Source organism: Paucisalibacillus globulus (assembly GCF_900184735.1).
Classification (GTDB): domain Bacteria; phylum Bacillota; class Bacilli; order Bacillales; family Amphibacillaceae; genus Ornithinibacillus; species Ornithinibacillus globulus_B.
This window is the reverse complement of record NZ_LT855393.1, coordinates 83987-101250: the sequence shown is the minus strand read 5'-3', so window position 1 is coordinate 101250 and position 17264 is coordinate 83987. Positions and strand designations below refer to the sequence as shown.

Sequence of the window (17264 nt, the reverse complement as noted above, 5' to 3'; positions counted from 1 at the left end):
GTTATGGAAAATAACGTGTTTGAACAGATGGCAATGCGATATGATACGGAAGAAAGAAAACAACTAGCTAAAATAATTGCGGAAGAAGTAAAATCAGAATTACAAGATAGTAAATCAAAGTCTTTGATAGACTATGGGAGTGGTACTGGTCTAGTTAGCCTGGAGTTAACAGACCTAGTAGATACGGTATTGTTAGTAGATTCATCCAAACAAATGTTGGAGGTTGCAGAGGGTAAGATTTCTCGCAAAGGAGTTACCAATGCGAGCGTATTATACTCCGATTTCACCCAAGAAACGCCTAAACTAGAAGCAGATATCATTTTCATGTCACTGGTCCTCCTGCATATTCCAGATACTATTAATATTCTACAAGAACTGTACGACATATTAAAAGTGGGCGGGAAGCTAATCATAGTAGACTTTGATAAACATGACAAAATCAATCACCCGAAAGTTCATAATGGCTTTGTACATGAAGAATTGGAAAAACAATTATCTGATGTAGGATTTGCCTCTACTGAAATTAGGACGTTTTATCATGGGAATCGGATTTTTATGAATCAAGACGCATCAATGTTTATATCAAGTAGTATCAAGTAATATAATATTGCTTACTTCATATCTGCAGCATGGCGAATATCAACAAAGCGGATTAATGAACAACAATAATTAGCTTGAGGGTAAGTTGAACCTCAAGCTCTTTTGCATATTGCGTTATGCATTTGTAGAGTCGTTCACTAATCATAAAGATACCTCTTGGTACTCTTTTAACACCGAATGCACAATATGAAGAGAATTCCATTCACCAGAGGAAAAACGAATAATAGGATACTTTTTTGGAAATAAGGTTTCATTAATTTGTTTGGGTGTCTTGCCCTCATGATACAGTTCGATGATTTTACCTTGCAAATCCAGAAGGTACTCCAGTTTTCGTTTTAATGCCATACGTCCTTCATGCAAGTAACCGGCATGGCTGCAGAATGCATCAGTAAAATCATAGGTTAGTACGGTTTGCAATGACTCGATAATATCGGGAATGCTTTCTTCCCGCAACACAACTTTTGTCTTCTCTTGGCAGTATAGATCACCTGTAAAGAGCTGACCGGTTTCGCTGTTTAAAAATGCTAGGTGGTCCTGAGAGTGGCCCGGGGTCTTAATCACTTTCCATAAGGCATTGGCAGAAGTAAATGAATCTCCAATTGGCTCTGCCTGAAACGGCGGGCGCCTTCCCCAATATAATTGCCGGTACATAGGATAATCTGGCTTCTTCTTGCAATAGTCTATCATCCTGTCATTCATCCAAATTGGCACGTTTTGCTCCCTTTGCAATAAAGCGGCACAACCGGTATGGTCCTCATGGTAATGTGAGATGACAATTTGCTCTATTTCTAGTTCTTTGAAAAACGGCATAAACTGCTTTGCCAAAGACCTACCCCCAGAGTCAATCAGCACACCATCAAGATAAAAAGAATGGACATTTAATTTTATCCCTTGAAATGAGATGGAACCGTTGCCCATCCGCACTCCATTTACTGACTCTTGGGTGAAATTCTTTTTAAACAGCATCGGGTCAACTCCTCTTCGGCATCTTTATAATGTCTGTTCTGTTTTCATATGCTTAGATGGATCCCAATCTCGTTTTAACAGAGAGTAGGAATAATGATCATAATAGTTACCCCTAAAGTAATGCTTATCTCGATAGACGCCCTCATTAACAAAACCTAGTTTATCTAATAGTTTCATAGAATTAACATTGTCTAAAGCCACATAGGCATTAATTCTATTTAATTTCATATGATTAAATCCACTCTCAATGGCACTAATTAATGCTTCCTTCATATATCCCTGTCCCCAATATTCATGCCATAAATCATAGCCTATTTCAGCAATATGGTTCCATTTGTCCCAATTATCATAACCACAGGTTCCAATTGGTTCTTGATTATCTTTTTGAACTAATACCCAGCGGTTATAGCCCTTTTCCTCTGGATCTTTATTCCACTCAACAAACTCTATTGCATCCTGTTTACTTGTAAATAATTCTTCATCATAAAGAAATTCACAGACTCTTTCATTGCTAAAATGTTTATAAATAAAATCGACATCTTCCATCGCTACATTTCGCAATAATAATCTCTTAGTTTCTAAGGTTGGGAAGTTTTTATGTGTAATCATGTGGACAGCTCCTAATTATCTAATGTGATCTAGATAATACTTCTTCTTCAAATTGAGTCATCTTTTCCCAATCTCGCGTAATTTTCAATTCATCATCATTTACTAGAATCGTCAATTGCCCTTCTTTTTCAATAATCTCAGATGACTGATCATCATAGTAATCTATTTCTAATGTGTAGTTGTAATTGATTGATCCGTCTTCGTTATCTTCCACTTTCTCCAAACTGATGGTTTCTAACTTCACTTTTTTATTAGCAGCAATTGCAACATTAGGCGTAACTAAGAAAAAACGATTTATTGTTAGGTTTTCCAGTTCATCTTCTGAAAGATAGGACTCTAATTTCTCTGTAAATATAGCGTTGATTTCCACTGGATGTTTGCCAGCTAGCTGAGTTAGATCATTAATGGTGTATTGTTTTGTTTTATAATCTTTTACAAACGCCTCAATATTGTGTTCAGTTGTTGACTCACTGCAAGCCGTCAAGCTGATTATGATTATTAATAAGAAAAGTATCCCAAGTGACTTTTTGATATGATCACCCCTTTGGTAAAGTAAATCACTACGACAAGTAGAGTTTACATCATTAGATTAATTTCCATTTTTGTCTCTTTCCCATTTAATAGCAAATACTAAAGCAAGTAATTGACATAGAAGTCCAAATCCCCAACCGATAAGTGGCGAAAACTCAACGTATTCCTTAAATGCCAATCCAAAAGCTATAAATGAAGTACCTAATAAGATAAACATAATGGTTATTTTCTGATACCTATTGATTTTTCTCCCTCCCTGTAGAGTTGAATATAAATTACTCCTCTGAAATGACCTCTATCTTATCCGTAATCCGTAAAGGTGGATCAGATTCGAACTCAGCATCAAAATAAGCAGCTATTCGTATACCTATGTTTAAGTCCAGTTCTTCATACTTTTCTTGGCTAATCTCGTAGTAAACACCATTGTTTTCTTGTGCTAGTTGAATTAATTCATCTTCCGTTTTATCTAAATAGGTAATGTTCTCTACACTTGGCAAAGTTAATACTACGTAATTTTCATTCGAGGTATCGTACTCTATATGAACAATGACACCTTCATCTCGTTCATCATTAGAAGTGATTTGGTTGTTATCCTGTTGACTACAAGCTCCCAGCATGATAACAAGGATTAGAAGAGTTAATACTCTTTTCATAAACACACCTCCATTCGACGGACTTAATTTTCTAAATATTCTACTACATCGTAACATAAAATAGTATCATCCCTTGATTTTCTTTCCAAATTTAGAAGCACTATTTTTAGAATATTATGCTAACATAAAGACATATTAGCTGGATTTGTTTTGATTCGTTAGGGAAAAGAGGTATTCTATGATTTCTGAACTGAAAACAGAGGAATTTTATCGGTGCAAAAGGATTATCAATCAGCAGGGACAACTAGAAGTAAAAGCTGTAGTGGAAGGTTATAACCCCGGTCGTATCTTTGTAGACAATCCCAGCTCTCCAACTACTGGACTTGTCTGGTTAGGGAATAATGATGGATTTTTCTTTATTGGAAATGAAGAGAATGAGTCGTTCAATCAAAAAATTAATTCATACATTGATACCGTGATCATACCAGAAGCGCGAAAAGTAGGCTTGAGTTGGTTTGAAGACATTGGCAATCATGCCAAATGGGATAAAGTTATCGAGAGGATATTTGAACATCGTACATTAGGGAGTTGGAATCAGAAAGTGTACATGCTACCTGATGAAGGGTATCAAGTAATGAATGATCCAGTCACTGACCATGAGTACCGTGTTGTGAAGAACGATAAAGCTTTCTATGAAAATAAAAATGAGATACATTATATGGAATTATTACATGGCAAAATTTTAGAGTATTGGTCATCCCCAAATGAATTCTTTGAAAACGGAATAGGTTATTGCATGGTACATAACAATGAAATTATTAGTTTATGTTTCTCTGGTTTTGTCGTTGGAAATGTACATGGGGTGGATATTGAAACAGAAGCGGTTCATCGGGGGAAGAAGATAGCACAAAAGTTAGCTCAGATGTTTGTCAAAAATTGCTTGGAACAGGATCTTCTTCCATATTGGGACGTGATGGAAAGTAATAAACCCTCTATTGCCGTTGCGGTGAATATTGGATTAATCAATGTGTTTAATTATGTAGGCTATGAATTTTCGTTTGATAAATAGGATTGGGGGAATTTATTTGAATAAAATTCTATTGCATGTAGAAGGTCTTGCGGTCTTGGTGTTAAGTCTTTACTTTTATTGGGACAGTCAATTTAGTTGGGTCTTATTTTTAGTCTTGTTGTTTGCACCGGATATTTCCATGCTAGGTTATGTCGTTAATAATAGAATTGGTGCTAGGATTTATAATATTTTTCATACTTATACAATCGCGATTATTATTATTTTCGTAGGGCTTTTATTTGAGAATCAAACGGCTTTAGCGATCGGTTTAATCTGGTCGTCCCATATTGGAATGGATAGAATGATTGGATATGGATTAAAATACCCGACGGAATTTAAAGACACTCATTTGAATCGTGTTTAATGTGGGATTTAAATTGCTAAGGGGTGCGTTAGGAAAGGGTGATATTGTGGTGAGCAATAACCAAGAAACACCTGAAGAAAGAAGAGAGAAAATGCGGCAAGAAGAATTAAAAAGAAATCCCGCTGGTAGTGTTCACGGTGGAGGATTAGCCGATTTAGTCGGAAGAATGAGTTGGAAAGGTACTTTGATTCTAATTGTTGCACTCTTACTTGGATTTATTATCTATTCCGTATTCTTTCGCTAACATTATAGGTTCAATATGGTAGCACCCCAAAAGTCAAAGAGGCAACTGTAACTCTTGGGGTGCAGTAGTTATCATATATGTTATTCAATGTACTTCTTTTTCAAGCTATCTGTACCGATGCCACCGATAACCATTAATACTAATGGTGCAAAACTTACCATGCCTTTTGGTAATCCTTCTAGAATCATAATATTTGTACCAAAAAAATGATTTAAGCCCAATATAATTAGTTTTGCTAGTAATAGAAAAGCTCCTAACATAAATACACTATCAAAAAACGTTTTCCACTTTGGATATGCTAATTTCTTACTATCTTTAATTACTTTTTCTGTCAATTCTTCGTCACTCCTCAACATTTCATCTATGGTGATACCGAATAAATCACTCAACTCGATAATAATTTCGATACTTGGATAATTCTTACCAGTTTCCCATTTTGAAACGGATTGGCGACTCACATGGATTTTATCAGCAAGATCTGTTTGTGACCACCCTCTTTTTTCTCGTTCCTTTTTTAATCGTTCACTAAAAATCATGTTAGTCATCACCTTTCCATATTTCCCATTATTGAGGAATCGATTAGCTAAAGTAAAGATAGTTATAGGTGCATCAAGGTGCAACCTCACGTTGCATATGAATTATCCTTGTTTTATTTATGGTTATTATTCTTTATGTTACGTAATAAATGCTAAGGATTCATTATACTGCTTGGGAGAAATCTGTGATATTATTTTGAAGGAAGGTACACGTTTCAAGATGCTAAGGTTTAATAAATCGTTGCTTTTAAGGCTGGGTTAGGGGATGACGAAGATAAATAACAATAATAAATTCATTTCAAAACTTAAAAAGTTCTTAGCTTTTATACTCATTTCAAGTATTTTCATTAGTATTTCCTATCTTATTGTGTATAAGCTTTCCATCTTACCTAATGGATACGATATAGAAGAAGTACAAAAAGATTATATAGCATTACGATCATTCAATATTATCGGAGTAGAAAAAGAATTAATCACGCAGTCCTTTTCGGAGCATGAGAACTGGAAGATATACGAAATTGAGTATGAAGTAAATAGACAAAAGGAATTTTTATGGCTATTATTTTCTGCTGTTACGATATCGGCGTTTTTGTTAATTTATAAGCTGCGAAATGGATTGGGATTCTGGAATGCAGTTGTTGGAAGCAATATTATTCTTGCGGTTTTACTTCCGCTATTACCTGTTATTAGGTCATTAAATAGGATAGTGGACTTAATCGCTTGATTACTCTAATTGGGATGCCATATTAAAAAGGTGATCAATGGAGATCGCCTTTTTCTAATGGTTAAATAGCCGATTTAAGTTTCTGAATATTATGTTAAAATTTAGACAGAGGTTATTATACTACCAGGCAGTTTTGGTCAATAAAACAGAGGTGACTTATGTATATTTCGCAATTGAATTTTGAAGAATTAACTAGAGAGCAAATAACCAACCTCATATTTAAGGATATGGAGGATGATTATCATACTGGTGATTGTATCTTGGTTGTAGGGAGTAAAACAGCAGTCCATTACAGATTGCCAACAGCAATCGAATTATATAAACAAGGTAGAGCGAAAAAAATATTGTTTTCTGGTGGAATGAAATTTGAGGGAAGTGAATCGACTGAATCCGCATTATTAAAAAAGGAAGCATTGGACTTAGGGATTCCAGAAAAGAATATACTTACAGAAGGAGAATCATTAAATACTTTAGAAAATGTATTAGCTTCATTATTGGTATTACAAAGGGAATTTCAACTTCATCGTATCAATAGATTACTAGTAGTAACCAACTCCTTTCATATGAAGAGGTTAGTCATGACATTGAAAACATACATGCCTAGTTGGATTAAATTTACCTTATGTCCAACCCATGATGGTGTAACCCGGGAAGATAATTGGCATTCAAGTGAAAAGGGAAGAATCCGTGTTGGCACTGAGGCGGAAAAAATCATTAAATATGTAAAACAAGGTTCTATAAAAGACGAAAAACTTAAGTTCACATTATAATCTAGTAAATGAAATAGGATTTTGTAGTATATTGGTTTGTATAATTTAAACAGTCACGAAATAAAAAATAAACCATCTATATATTTTAACAATATAGATGGTTTACTAAACATGTTTTTAGGGTTGGCAACATAATTTCCCTTCGCCCTTTTCAAGAGCAGATTTCAGGCTATCTAGAGCACCCGACCAGGCCATTTGATGCCAGTTCATTGCTTCAAGCCATTCCTCATTTTCATTAAATCCATTATGTTCAATGATCACCTTTGTATTATTATCATGGATTGATTCGAAACTTACTCTAACAAGGGTTAACTCACTTTCTTTGTTCATCAAGGTCTCGAATTGGTCTGGACCTTTCCAGGTAAAATGTAACTCTTTTTCGTTAATAAGTTTTGTGATCTTACAACCCTTGGTATTCATACTTGTACGATTTCCAGGTATAAAGTATAGTTCGTATGCTCCACCTTCTGTCAACTCTATTTCCGCTTCAGGGGCAAACCATTCAGAAACTCTTTCAGAGATAGTCCAGGCATACCATACTAAACTTACTGGTGCTTGAATTGTAACCTCATTAATAATAGTTTTATCATTTGTGGTTGTTGTCAAAAGAAACTCCTCCTTTTGAATTGTTATTCCTATATAATAATAACATTATTGGGAAAACTTAGAAATAATGGCTTTGTTGTTTTTAACCTGTTAAACGATCGGTTGCCTAATTGATATAAGAAAAAACGCTTGGGACTTTTTCCAAGCGTTTTGCATGTTAGTTGTTTTTTATATGAACTCAATAACTCAAAAAATCCCTACCGCATCAAATCCACTCTCCACAGCTGCAACTTCAGGACTACCATCCCCGTAAATATCTGCAGCAGACTGAACAATAGCATTTCGTGCATCGCTAAAATCAGATGTAGGAGTTAGATAGACTGTTAGAGCACGGTAATATATTTGGCCAAGTTTTTCTTTTCCAATTTCTTCACCAATTAGGAATGCGGCATGGTTTGTAATAGAGGAGTTGACATGTACGCCGCCATTGTCTACATTAGCTGGCATATCATAGAACTCATCCATATGTTCTGGATAATACCCATCCCCATAAGGAGCTCGTTCAGCAGATACAGGGAATTGATCTGGGTTACTTAGGCTACGTAAGGCCGTTCTTCCTTCTGCTTTAGCAGCTGGTGCCATGATGTCTTCACCCATTTCCCAATCGTCCTCGTCAATTAATGCACCAAAGACATCCGCGAAGGATTCGTTTAGGGCACCAGATTGGAATCGGTATTGTAGATTCGCGGAATTGGTAATGACACCATGTGTCATTTCATGTGCTGCTACATCTAGTCCTGCTGATAATGGAACCATGAATTCTCCGTCGCCATCGCCATAGGCCATATATCGTCCGTTCCAGAAGGCATTATTAAAGTTAGTTCCTACATGTACATACGAGATGATCGCCATCCCATTATCATCTAGAGAATTTCGGTTGTGTTCCTCTAAATAATAATTATACACTTTCTCCGAATTATATTGTGCATCTACTGCAGGAGCTAAATAAGGATCCTTCCATGAGGAACTAGGATTTGAAAATATCTCACCAGTGTTGTAATCCAAGGTATAAATTCCCTCTAGGTTTTCATGTGATTCATCATATAGTTTGAAGACGGTCGGACTACCTTTTGAAATCTCTTTAGTGGTATGGATATGTCGTAATTGCCCATGTACTCCCTCTCCAACCCCATTATGATGTTTCTTTTTGACCTCTTCTGCATGTAGCAGTGCATTGATCTTATCGATTACTTTTCCAGAGTTTGCATCCACATAAATAAACCAGTTTCCAGGTTCGTCATCTACGAAGGTGAGATTGACTTTATGTGCCAGGTGGTTCTTTCCTTCAAATGGGTAAACGACCAGCTCTGATTCTGGCTCAAAGGCCAATTCCAATGGCGCTTTTACTGAGGACTTGGCCTCTTTTATGGCTAGATCTTTTGATACAGTAGCAGAGGTCGTGAGTTTAGTATCTGCTAGTGCTGCCTGATTAATATGTCCATTCACACTGACGACTTGGTGGTCTTTATTAAAATGAACCACGATTTCAGCTCCATCTACCTTTACATTGTTTTTCGTTTGTTCAAAACGAATATGTGTCATGCCTAAGCTATCTTTCTCGATGTTTTTAACTTTTAAATTCTGTTTGGGGTTGTTGATTCCTAGTTTCCCCTCTTGTTTCGCTAGGAAATCTAGTGCATTCTTTACATTGCTAGATTCATAGTTTTCTGCGAATCTTTCTTTTACAAAGATGGGGACGTTGGCCTTTTCATTCCATTGTTTTTGGGTTTGTACTTGGATGGAGTCTGCAGCTTCATGGGGTTTTGCTAAGACGGTACTTGGTGAAAGAGATCCTGCGATAAACGCTGTAGATAGTAGAATTGCTGGGAGTAGTTTTTTCTTCTTCATCTTTATCCCTCCTATTCGTATTGGAATCTATTATAGGGGAGAGAAGCTATAATAACATGATGATTTAGAATTAATTATCAATTAGGGAGTAGTTCTCAATTTGATCCTTTCTTCTGTTACTTAAGTAGCTATTAATTCGAGTGTCGAAGTAATTTATAGGGAATTGTTGTTATTTTTATGGTTGATAGAAGGAATATGACCTGATATGTGGAACTCTATATAGATGGAGATTTTTTATTATGGATAATTCATTGGTGAAGGGAAGAACTACTCTTCCCGTTCACTATGTTTTGGCTCGTTTAAGATAGTTCGCGCCGAGCTCATTTAAGGCAATGGCTCCAAGGATAATCGCTGTACCGATCCACTGAAGCGGTGTTACCGTTTCTGAGAGTAAAATACTAGCTGATAGAATCGCTACCGGTAATTCAAAGGATGTTAAGATATTAGCTAGCCCGCCTGAAATCAATGGTGCACCAGCTGTAAAGAATAACGGAGGCAGGACTGCCCCAAATAAAGCAACACCAATGGCCACTGCTACTAAACTTCCTTCTAGTGGGATGATAGTAGGGATGTCACGCATGAATAAGACAAGCACTAAGATGGTTGAACCGGTCACCATGATAGATGTTCGGGTCCATGCATCGACATGTACGGCAACTTTTCCACTGAAAAAAATAAAACCCGCATAGGTGAATGCAGATAGAATTCCGTAGACAAATCCCTTAATAGGTAGGCCCTGTATATCACCGGTTATGATGTCTGAAGCAAAAAAGACGCCTACTAAAATGAGAATGATCGATACCACGGTTATAGGTGCAGGCTTAACTTTCGTGAAAATCCAATCCAGTATGATCCCAATCCAAACAAATTGGAACATCAAGATGATGGCAAGTGATGCGGGTAGATACTGCATGGATCCGTAGTAAAATATACTCGTTAACCCGACAAAACAGCCAGTCATGATGATTGGTAGGATATTCTTTCGGTTAACTCCTTTAAAGCTTGCCCGTTTATTTAATAGAGTCAAGACCCATAGTACTAGAAATGAAATGAGCATTTGGACAATTGTAATTTGTCCTAGAGAGTAGCCATAGCTAAACCCTAATTTGGCAAATACCGGTGTGAATCCAAAACATCCAGCCCCGATTAATACCAAGATAATTCCTTTATTGAACCTCATGATGAGTCCTCCTTGATGCAGAAAACTAATTCTATTATTATAGCATAAAGTAGCTAGAAAAAGAGACTTAAGGTAGGTGTTCTTACTTGAGTAATAAATGGTTAGAGTGGGCGAGAAGAATCCAATCTCTATCACAAGCAGGATTAGCATTTTCAAAAGATGCTTTTGAGATCGAACGATATGAAGAATTGCGAAATATAAGTGCTGAGATTCTAACGGAATACTCAGGATTAGAAATGAAAGTAGTCAAGGATATCTTCACCCATGATACAGGTTACCAAACCCCAAAAGTAGATGTTCGTGGGGTTGTATTTAAAGAGAATACAATCCTCCTGGTACAAGAAGCAAAAGATAGCCGGTGGTCTTTACCTGGTGGGTTCTGTGATGTTGGTTTGTCACCTGCTGAAAATATTGTGAAGGAGATAGAAGAAGAGTCGGGGTTTGAGGTTGTACCTACAAAACTAGTAGCACTACTGGATATGAATAAACACCCCCATCCTCCACAAGCATTTCATTATTATAAGGTGTTTATCCAATGTGACATAGTAGGTGGCTACGGGAAACCAGGATTAGAAACAAAGGCAATTGATTTTTATGAAAAAGATAATCTACCAGAACTATCAACCAGTAGAAACACAGCGTCGCAAATTCAAATGTTATTTGAATTTCTAGACGATCCGAATAAAGAAACTATTTTTGACTGATGGATGTCGTTTCTACTAGTTTTAAGAAAAAGTTCTTGGGTGTAGGGAGTATGAGGAAATGCCATATTTACAAAAGGTAGAGACAAAAGAAGAACATATATTACATCATCTCATGCAATTTTATATTTATGAATTTAGTAAGTACATACCGGTTATTCAGGTAGAGGAGAATGGGGCATACAAGCCCTTTGATTTAGAAAAGTATTGGGAACAGAGTCAAAATCATGCTTATTTCATTAAAGAAGATACGGAGTTAATCGGATTTGCACTGGTGGAAAGTGCAACAGAATCAGGCCCGAACACAATAGAAGAGTTTTTCATAATGGCCAAGCATAGTGGCAGGGGCTACGGGAAGATCATTGCTCAAGAATTGTTTTCTATGTTTCCTGGTGATTGGGAGATTACACAGATTGAAAAGAACCAACCCGCCCATGCGTTTTGGTCAGGGTTGATAAAGGATATTACAGATGGAAACTTTATAGAGCATTTTGAAGAAGGAAAGTATATTCAAACGTTTCATACCAAATCCATATTGAGATAGGGAGAGAATTTATAAGATGGAGAATAAAACTCGAACGGTCATTACACTTGTTTGTAGTGGATTAATATTTGGTGCTGGTTTATTTAGAGTTCTAACAGAATCTATATCATCGACCTCCTTATTTATACCATATGTACTCTTAGTAACTGGTCTAATTGGAGTAATTGAAAATGGTGTCGTACTTAGTAAGATGACTTCTAAGTAAATGAATAAAAAGCCGCGGGGACAGGTTCATTGGCTCTGAAAATGAGCCGACGAACTGTCCCCATGGTCTTTCTTACTTCGTATAATTATCAAAATACCCTTGAATATAAATCATCGGAGTACCTTTATCTCCACTACCAGAAGTTAAATCAGATAATGAACCGATTAAGTCTGTTAACCTACGAGGTGTTGTACCTTGTGCTTCCATTGCTCCAACAAGGTCCTCGTTTTTATTCTGGATGTACTCTGAGATAGCTTGTTTAAGCTCTTCCCCACGTAAATGAGAGAAGTTGTTATCGGCTAGATATTTTAACTTCACTTCATTTGGAGTTCCTTCCAGTCCTGTTGTGTATGCTGGTGACACAACTGGATCTGCTAGTTCCCAGATTTTTCCGACTGGATCTTTGAATGCTCCGTCACCGTAAACCATTACTTCTACTGTCTTACCAGTGACTTCTTTTAATTTTGCTTGAATACCATCCACAATTGGTTGGCAGTTATCCGGGAATAATTTGACGCTTTCTTCGGTTGATTTATTTGAACCAAGTAGGCCATATTCTTTATTGAAGCCACTACCATTGATCGACTCGGTCAGAATATCATCTAATCCGAATACTTTCTCTGCACCGTTGTTCGAAAGGATACGCTTAGTGCGGAATCGGGAGTGGATATCACATGCCAATACATTCTTTGTGTAGTCTAGGATTGTTTTGGCATTATTAGAGAAGATTACTTCACAAGTAGCACCTTCTGCTTCAATTAATTCTTTATAGTATTCGATATAATCCACACCTGTAAATGGATGTGTTTTATGACCGAAGTGCTTACGGAAATCTGCTTCTGACAATACATCTGTCCATGGATTAATTCCTTTAATATCAAGCTCATCAATGTCAACTAGATGATTACCCACTTCATCAGATGGGTAGCTTAACATTAAGACAATACGCTTTGTCCCTCTTGCAATCCCTTTTAATATGTTAGAGAAGCGGTTACGACTAAGGATTGGGAAGATAACCCCAACTGTATCCTCACCGAATTTTGCTTTTACATCTGTTGCAATATCATCAATGGATGCGTAGTTACCTTGAGCACGAGCGACAACAGATTCGGTAATGGTGACAATATCGCGGTCTTCAATCGAATAGCCTTCCTTTTCTGCCGTATGTAAAACTGTATCAACTACAATTTCCTCAATATTATCTCCAGTATTAATGATCGGTCCGCGAAGTCCGCGTACGACTGTTCCAACTACTCTTTCCATGATTATCTCTCCTCAAATAAGAGTTTTCTTCTTTATGGGTATTATTTATTCAACCCTTAGTTACTATACCTTGTAGATTGATATAAGTAAAATTAATATTTATAATATCTCGTATAAGGAGTGCTTATATGATTGGGAAATTAGATTTATATCGTATTTTTAATGCAGTAAGTAAGAATAAAAGCTTTTCCAAAGCAGCAATTGAATTATACATGACACAACCTGCGGTTAGTCAGGCAATTTCAAAGCTGGAGAAGGAATTAGATATCCCATTATTCAACCGAACATCAAGGGGAGTTGAATTAACCATTGAAGGACAACTGTTACATGATCATGTAACATCAGCGCTTGGTATGATTCAGGTTGCCGAAGATAAACTGTCTGAATTTAAAACGCTGCAAACAGGTCAATTACGAATTGGGGTTGGGGATACGATTTCTCGGTATTTTCTCCTGCCATATTTAGAGGAGTTTCATCAAGAATACCCTGGAATTACGTTAAATATTTTAAACCGGACCACATCGGAGATTATCAATTTAATTAAATCGGGAAAAGCAGAAGTGGGAATATGTAATTTACCAGTAGAAGATGACCAACTAAAAGTCACCCCATGTAAAGAAATCCAAGATATATTTGTTTGCGGGGAAAAGTATAAAGAAATCACGGAGAAGCCCATTAGTTTAGAACGCTTAATGCAGTTACCACTCATTTTCTTGGAGAGAAAGTCAAATTCTCGTATGTTTGTGGAGAACTTCTTGAAAGAGCGGGGATATCAAGTGTCACCAGTATTTGAGCTTGGTTCCTATGATTTACTCTTGGAGTTTACCAAAATAAACTTAGGGATAGCGTGTGTTATTAAGGAATTTGCGAAGGATTACCTCGACCGAGGGGATTTATATGAAGTGCAATTGGAAGAAGTGTTACCGAAGAGGAATATCGGTATTTGTTATTTGAAAAATGTACCATTATCACGTGCAGCTAGGCAGTTTGTAGACTTAATAAATACCTAGTTGGCCTGAAGATATCGAACTACAATTAGCGAAAGTTATTTGGTAAATCGTCCTAAAGTAGCATGACTTCAGGCATGAATTCCTCATGCTTATTCCTTACAATCACTACTTTCTCCTTATATTACAAGCGAATGTATTGTGTTAGAATGTTACCAGTTTGTAATAATGGAGGTTGGAAAAAATTGGGCAGAACTTGGAAGCTTCTCATCATCATGTTGCTAGCAATGCTTATTGTTAGTGGTTGTGGAGATGATAAAGATGAAGCTAAAGCAGATGAAAAAGAAAATGTAACGGAAGAGAAAGAAGAAGTAGCGAAAGAAGAAACTGAAACAGAAGAGGTAGAGGAAACGGAAGAAGCGGAAGATACAGAAGAAGCAGCGGAAACGAGTGGTGCTGCGACAAGCGACTTCTCTGATTTACTTACCTATATGGAAGATGAAACTCAAGGAACAGTCAATGTTCTATATGAAAATAAGGAACAACAAGTACATGAAATGGATGGTGTAACCGTCTCTTTAGATGCTTATACACTAGTTGAGTTAAACGATTTCCATACCGATTTTAGTATTCCTTTCAATGATGAAACCAATGGTGGTGTCATTCTCGCACAATATACCGTGACCAATGATTTAGATAAAGATGTGTATTATATGCCTGCTTTCTATCTGTCATTTACAGGTGCGGAGAAAGTTTATAATAACTATAGAGACCTACTACCAGAAGAAGAGCAATTGCCAATTAAATTATCACCATCAAATGATTACTTACTGAAACCTGGTGAATCGGTTACAGGTTACTACACATACCCGTTAGGTAAAACACATCTAGATGCAGCAATGGAAGTATCCACTGTAGCAGTTGAAGTTCCTGCAGCTCAAGCAGTGAAAGGTGACTTTGGAAACCCAATTGGGTCAGATGGTAAGTTTACATTGAGTTTAAATGAAGCTGGTGCAGAAAAAGTTGCTGCTAATGAGGCTTTTTATAAAGATAGTGTGACAGTAAATGATATGGGTGAAAAGAAAATGCTGAAGGAAGAAAGTGGTATCGGTAAAAGCGAACAGTTAGGCGATGTTACCGTTACATTAGATGGCTACCAGTTTACAGAATTCACTCCGAATGAAGTAGAAGCACCACGCTTTACAGATTGGACAAATGGAATTGTGTTACTAACGGTAAAGTTCAATCTAGATAATAAAGGGTCAGATGCAATTGGGCTATCATCTATGAGTTCAAAACTGACAGTTAATGATGGAGCTCAGTATATGTTTGATCAAGGAATGTTACTAGAATATGGTTACAATGATGTGATTGATGAAGGTAAGTCTGGTGAGTATCTACAAATCTATGTATTGGATAAAGAGCAATACGATAAGATTTGGAAGGAAAAAGTATTCGAGATCGAATTTGGACCAATTAAATCTCAAGATGCAACCGATCTTTCTAAAGGAAAGAAAGCAACGTTTGAGTTGTAATTCATAACTAAATATCGAAATGATAATGGGAGAACCGATTGAAGAAGACTTAATCGGTTCTCCCTGTTTTATGGAAGACAAACATTTGCTAGTTTCCTAGATTTTCACCTAGAATTGGTTCTGGTTTTTTCCCGAACTTCGCGATAACGACGCCAACTAGTGTACCAACTAATGCAGGAACCACCCATTCTAATCCTACATCTGCTAGTGGTAGTGTGGAGCGTAACCCTTCAATTGGCCCCAAGTCTAATCCAAAGGCATTTAATCCACTAATAACAGCAAATACCCCCGCAAATGACAATGCACTTACATAAACCAATCGTGCACCACTAAAACGATAATGGAAGAAGGTTAGCACGATTAATACAATCGTTAACGGATAAGCCGTTGTTAAGAATGGAACGGATACTTTCAGAATTTGGGCTAGTCCCATATTAGTCAGAGTAAAGCCGATGAGCGTCGTAACTAGGACAACGACTTTATAGTTCGCTTTCGGAATAAGCCTTGAAAAGTATTGTCCACAAGCAGACGTCAAGCCAACAACGGTTGTAAAACAAGCAAGTGTAAAGATTAATCCAATTAATGCTGTTCCACTTTGACCAAATAGATTAGAGGAAACGGCAGAAAGGATTTGGGTGCCATCTGCGAATTCGCCCGTGCTAGCCATTTTTCTACCGACAATACCAAGTGATACATAAACAGCAGCGAGGAGCGTCCCTGCGATAAGTGCCGCCTTAAACATATAGCCTTTTAATTGTTTCTCATCCGATACGCCACGTCTACGAATAGCAGTTAATATAACAATCCCAAAGGCCAGTGCAGCTAAGGCATCCATCGTATTATATCCCTCTAAGAACCCTTTAAAGAAGGCACCAGATTCATATCCCCCTGTTGGAGCTTGTGGTTTGCCGTCTAATTGCACAAAACCAACGACACAAAGAATAACCATGGAAACTAATAGAACAGGAGTAATAAAACGACCAAGATATTTTTCTAGATTAGTAGGATTTAAGCTAATAAGATAAACAAGTAAAAAGAAAACCGCCGAAAATAATAATAAAACAATCGTTGTATTAGGTGTACCCTTCACGAAAGGAATCACACCCATTTCAAACGCCACATTCGCATTTCTAGGAATAGCTAGGAATGGTCCAATTGACAAATAAACAATCACCATAAAAACAGTACTGAATACAGGATGAACCCGGTTACCAATTGCTTGAATGCCACCTTTTACTCGAGCAATGGCAAAGAGAACAATTAGTGGTAACCCAACTGCAGTAAGGATAAAACCTGCCATTGCTAACCAAAATGATGTTCCGGATAGAGCCCCTAAAAATGGTGGGAAAATTAGATTACCAGCTCCAAAGAACATAGAAAATAACATAAGACCGATAAAAAATGAATCAAATTTGCGCATGTGTTTCTC

Annotated in this window: 22 protein-coding genes; 11 read left to right on the top strand and 11 right to left on the bottom strand. The window is 36.9% G+C overall.

What is annotated here, in order from left to right:
• Nucleotides 1–3: 3 nt before the first annotated feature.
• Complete coding sequence (locus tag BN999_RS12970) at nucleotides 4–600, top strand: class I SAM-dependent methyltransferase (RefSeq protein WP_096272004.1); 597 nt, start codon at nucleotides 4–6, stop codon at nucleotides 598–600.
• A 141-nt stretch (nucleotides 601–741) separates the two neighbouring features.
• Here the strand turns inward: BN999_RS12970 and BN999_RS12965 are convergent, their stop codons facing one another.
• The 5 genes from BN999_RS12965 to BN999_RS12945 form a co-directional block, all read right to left on the bottom strand.
• Nucleotides 742–1566 (bottom strand): MBL fold metallo-hydrolase, encoded by an 825-nt coding sequence (locus tag BN999_RS12965; protein ID WP_096272003.1) that lies wholly within the window; start codon nucleotides 1564–1566, stop codon nucleotides 742–744.
• 24 nt (nucleotides 1567–1590) lie between these two features.
• Nucleotides 1591–2175, bottom strand: coding sequence for a GNAT family N-acetyltransferase (locus BN999_RS12960; RefSeq protein WP_096272001.1), 585 nt, complete (start codon nucleotides 2173–2175; stop codon nucleotides 1591–1593).
• Between the two features lie 19 nt (nucleotides 2176–2194).
• Complete coding sequence (locus tag BN999_RS12955) at nucleotides 2195–2659, bottom strand: hypothetical protein (RefSeq protein ID WP_096271999.1); 465 nt, start codon at nucleotides 2657–2659, stop codon at nucleotides 2195–2197.
• 105 nt (nucleotides 2660–2764) lie between these two features.
• Entirely contained in the window at nucleotides 2765–2923 is a 159-nt protein-coding gene (locus BN999_RS20660; RefSeq protein WP_096271997.1) for a hypothetical protein, read from the bottom strand.
• Nucleotides 2924–2981: 58 nt separating this feature from the next.
• On the bottom strand, nucleotides 2982–3359 hold the full coding sequence (locus BN999_RS12945; protein WP_176481978.1) for a hypothetical protein: 378 nt from the start codon (nucleotides 3357–3359) through the stop codon (nucleotides 2982–2984).
• Between the two features lie 178 nt (nucleotides 3360–3537).
• Between BN999_RS12945 and BN999_RS12940 the strand changes: the two genes are divergently transcribed.
• From BN999_RS12940 to BN999_RS12930, 3 genes are read left to right on the top strand one after another with little or no spacing between them, the layout of a single operon-like run.
• The gene (locus BN999_RS12940; protein WP_096271993.1) at nucleotides 3538–4368 is read left to right on the top strand and encodes a GNAT family N-acetyltransferase; all 831 of its coding nucleotides are present in this window, start codon (nucleotides 3538–3540) and stop codon (nucleotides 4366–4368) included.
• A 16-nt stretch (nucleotides 4369–4384) separates the two neighbouring features.
• Nucleotides 4385–4732, top strand: a complete 348-nt coding sequence (locus BN999_RS12935; protein WP_096271991.1) for a DUF4260 domain-containing protein — start codon at nucleotides 4385–4387, stop codon at nucleotides 4730–4732.
• 49 nt (nucleotides 4733–4781) lie between these two features.
• Entirely contained in the window at nucleotides 4782–4976 is a 195-nt protein-coding gene (locus BN999_RS12930; RefSeq protein ID WP_141249067.1) for a DUF6366 family protein, read from the top strand.
• Between the two features lie 80 nt (nucleotides 4977–5056).
• Here the strand turns inward: BN999_RS12930 and BN999_RS12925 are convergent, their stop codons facing one another.
• The gene (locus tag BN999_RS12925) at nucleotides 5057–5512 is read right to left on the bottom strand and encodes a helix-turn-helix domain-containing protein (RefSeq protein WP_096271987.1); all 456 of its coding nucleotides are present in this window, start codon (nucleotides 5510–5512) and stop codon (nucleotides 5057–5059) included.
• Nucleotides 5513–5777: 265 nt separating this feature from the next.
• Here BN999_RS12925 and BN999_RS12920 point away from each other — a divergent pair, with 265 nt between their 5' ends.
• Both BN999_RS12920 and BN999_RS12915 read left to right on the top strand, forming a co-directional pair.
• Nucleotides 5778–6236 (top strand): hypothetical protein, encoded by a 459-nt coding sequence (locus BN999_RS12920; protein ID WP_096271986.1) that lies wholly within the window; start codon nucleotides 5778–5780, stop codon nucleotides 6234–6236.
• A gap of 173 nt (nucleotides 6237–6409) precedes the next feature.
• Nucleotides 6410–7006: a YdcF family protein gene (locus BN999_RS12915; protein WP_255247461.1), complete on the top strand. Its 597-nt coding sequence runs from the start codon at nucleotides 6410–6412 to the stop codon at nucleotides 7004–7006.
• Nucleotides 7007–7123: 117 nt separating this feature from the next.
• On the opposite strand, the gene BN999_RS12910 is transcribed toward BN999_RS12915, so the two are convergent.
• The 3 genes from BN999_RS12910 to BN999_RS12900 all read right to left on the bottom strand — a co-directional run bounded on the left by BN999_RS12910 (nucleotide 7124) and on the right by BN999_RS12900 (nucleotide 10640).
• Nucleotides 7124–7612: an SRPBCC family protein gene (locus BN999_RS12910; RefSeq protein WP_096271982.1), complete on the bottom strand. Its 489-nt coding sequence runs from the start codon at nucleotides 7610–7612 to the stop codon at nucleotides 7124–7126.
• 186 nt (nucleotides 7613–7798) lie between these two features.
• The gene (locus BN999_RS12905; RefSeq protein WP_096271980.1) at nucleotides 7799–9460 is read right to left on the bottom strand and encodes a M4 family metallopeptidase; all 1662 of its coding nucleotides are present in this window, start codon (nucleotides 9458–9460) and stop codon (nucleotides 7799–7801) included.
• A gap of 283 nt (nucleotides 9461–9743) precedes the next feature.
• Nucleotides 9744–10640 (bottom strand): EamA family transporter, encoded by an 897-nt coding sequence (locus BN999_RS12900; RefSeq protein WP_096271978.1) that lies wholly within the window; start codon nucleotides 10638–10640, stop codon nucleotides 9744–9746.
• An 86-nt stretch (nucleotides 10641–10726) separates the two neighbouring features.
• Between BN999_RS12900 and BN999_RS12895 the strand changes: the two genes are divergently transcribed.
• The 3 genes from BN999_RS12895 to BN999_RS12885 are packed head-to-tail and all read left to right on the top strand — an operon-like array spanning nucleotide 10727 to nucleotide 12090.
• Nucleotides 10727–11344: an NUDIX hydrolase gene (locus BN999_RS12895; RefSeq protein WP_096271977.1), complete on the top strand. Its 618-nt coding sequence runs from the start codon at nucleotides 10727–10729 to the stop codon at nucleotides 11342–11344.
• Between the two features lie 58 nt (nucleotides 11345–11402).
• Entirely contained in the window at nucleotides 11403–11885 is a 483-nt protein-coding gene (locus BN999_RS12890) for a GNAT family N-acetyltransferase (RefSeq protein WP_096271976.1), read from the top strand.
• A 16-nt stretch (nucleotides 11886–11901) separates the two neighbouring features.
• Nucleotides 11902–12090: a hypothetical protein gene (locus BN999_RS12885; protein ID WP_096271974.1), complete on the top strand. Its 189-nt coding sequence runs from the start codon at nucleotides 11902–11904 to the stop codon at nucleotides 12088–12090.
• 72 nt (nucleotides 12091–12162) lie between these two features.
• Here the strand turns inward: BN999_RS12885 and BN999_RS12880 are convergent, their stop codons facing one another.
• Nucleotides 12163–13353, bottom strand: coding sequence for a coenzyme F420-0:L-glutamate ligase (locus tag BN999_RS12880; protein ID WP_096271972.1), 1191 nt, complete (start codon nucleotides 13351–13353; stop codon nucleotides 12163–12165).
• Between the two features lie 128 nt (nucleotides 13354–13481).
• Between BN999_RS12880 and BN999_RS12875 the strand changes: the two genes are divergently transcribed.
• Both BN999_RS12875 and BN999_RS12870 read left to right on the top strand, forming a co-directional pair.
• Complete coding sequence (locus tag BN999_RS12875; protein ID WP_096271970.1) at nucleotides 13482–14363, top strand: LysR family transcriptional regulator; 882 nt, start codon at nucleotides 13482–13484, stop codon at nucleotides 14361–14363.
• Nucleotides 14364–14575: 212 nt separating this feature from the next.
• Nucleotides 14576–15835 (top strand): DUF5068 domain-containing protein, encoded by a 1260-nt coding sequence (locus tag BN999_RS12870; RefSeq protein WP_255247479.1) that lies wholly within the window; start codon nucleotides 14576–14578, stop codon nucleotides 15833–15835.
• Nucleotides 15836–15923: 88 nt separating this feature from the next.
• Here the strand turns inward: BN999_RS12870 and brnQ are convergent, their stop codons facing one another.
• Nucleotides 15924–17255 (bottom strand): branched-chain amino acid transport system II carrier protein, encoded by a 1332-nt coding sequence (gene brnQ / locus BN999_RS12865; protein ID WP_096271966.1) that lies wholly within the window; start codon nucleotides 17253–17255, stop codon nucleotides 15924–15926.
• Between the last annotated feature and the right edge of the window lie 9 nt (nucleotides 17256–17264).

Excerpts from the sequence above, each read along its gene's own strand:
- BN999_RS20660 (WP_096271997.1), bottom strand. The coding sequence starts at position 2,923 with ATGTTTATCTTATTAGGTACTTCATTTATAGCTTTTGGATTGGCATTT.
- BN999_RS12945 (WP_176481978.1), bottom strand. The coding sequence starts at position 3,359 with ATGAAAAGAGTATTAACTCTTCTAATCCTTGTTATCATGCTGGGAGCT.
- BN999_RS12890 (WP_096271976.1), top strand. The coding sequence starts at position 11,403 with ATGCCATATTTACAAAAGGTAGAGACAAAAGAAGAACATATATTACAT.
- BN999_RS12900 (WP_096271978.1), bottom strand. The coding sequence starts at position 10,640 with ATGAGGTTCAATAAAGGAATTATCTTGGTATTAATCGGGGCTGGATGT.
- BN999_RS12870 (WP_255247479.1), top strand. The coding sequence starts at position 14,576 with ATGTTGCTAGCAATGCTTATTGTTAGTGGTTGTGGAGATGATAAAGAT.
- BN999_RS12880 (WP_096271972.1), bottom strand. The coding sequence starts at position 13,353 with ATGGAAAGAGTAGTTGGAACAGTCGTACGCGGACTTCGCGGACCGATC.
- BN999_RS12925 (WP_096271987.1), bottom strand. The coding sequence starts at position 5,512 with ATGATTTTTAGTGAACGATTAAAAAAGGAACGAGAAAAAAGAGGGTGG.
- brnQ (WP_096271966.1), bottom strand. The coding sequence starts at position 17,255 with ATGCGCAAATTTGATTCATTTTTTATCGGTCTTATGTTATTTTCTATG.
- BN999_RS12965 (WP_096272003.1), bottom strand. The coding sequence starts at position 1,566 with ATGCTGTTTAAAAAGAATTTCACCCAAGAGTCAGTAAATGGAGTGCGG.
- BN999_RS12960 (WP_096272001.1), bottom strand. The coding sequence starts at position 2,175 with ATGATTACACATAAAAACTTCCCAACCTTAGAAACTAAGAGATTATTA.
- BN999_RS12970 (WP_096272004.1), top strand. The coding sequence starts at position 4 with ATGGAAAATAACGTGTTTGAACAGATGGCAATGCGATATGATACGGAA.
- BN999_RS12885 (WP_096271974.1), top strand. The coding sequence starts at position 11,902 with ATGGAGAATAAAACTCGAACGGTCATTACACTTGTTTGTAGTGGATTA.
- BN999_RS12920 (WP_096271986.1), top strand. The coding sequence starts at position 5,778 with ATGACGAAGATAAATAACAATAATAAATTCATTTCAAAACTTAAAAAG.
- BN999_RS12940 (WP_096271993.1), top strand. The coding sequence starts at position 3,538 with ATGATTTCTGAACTGAAAACAGAGGAATTTTATCGGTGCAAAAGGATT.
- BN999_RS12905 (WP_096271980.1), bottom strand. The coding sequence starts at position 9,460 with ATGAAGAAGAAAAAACTACTCCCAGCAATTCTACTATCTACAGCGTTT.
- BN999_RS12875 (WP_096271970.1), top strand. The coding sequence starts at position 13,482 with ATGATTGGGAAATTAGATTTATATCGTATTTTTAATGCAGTAAGTAAG.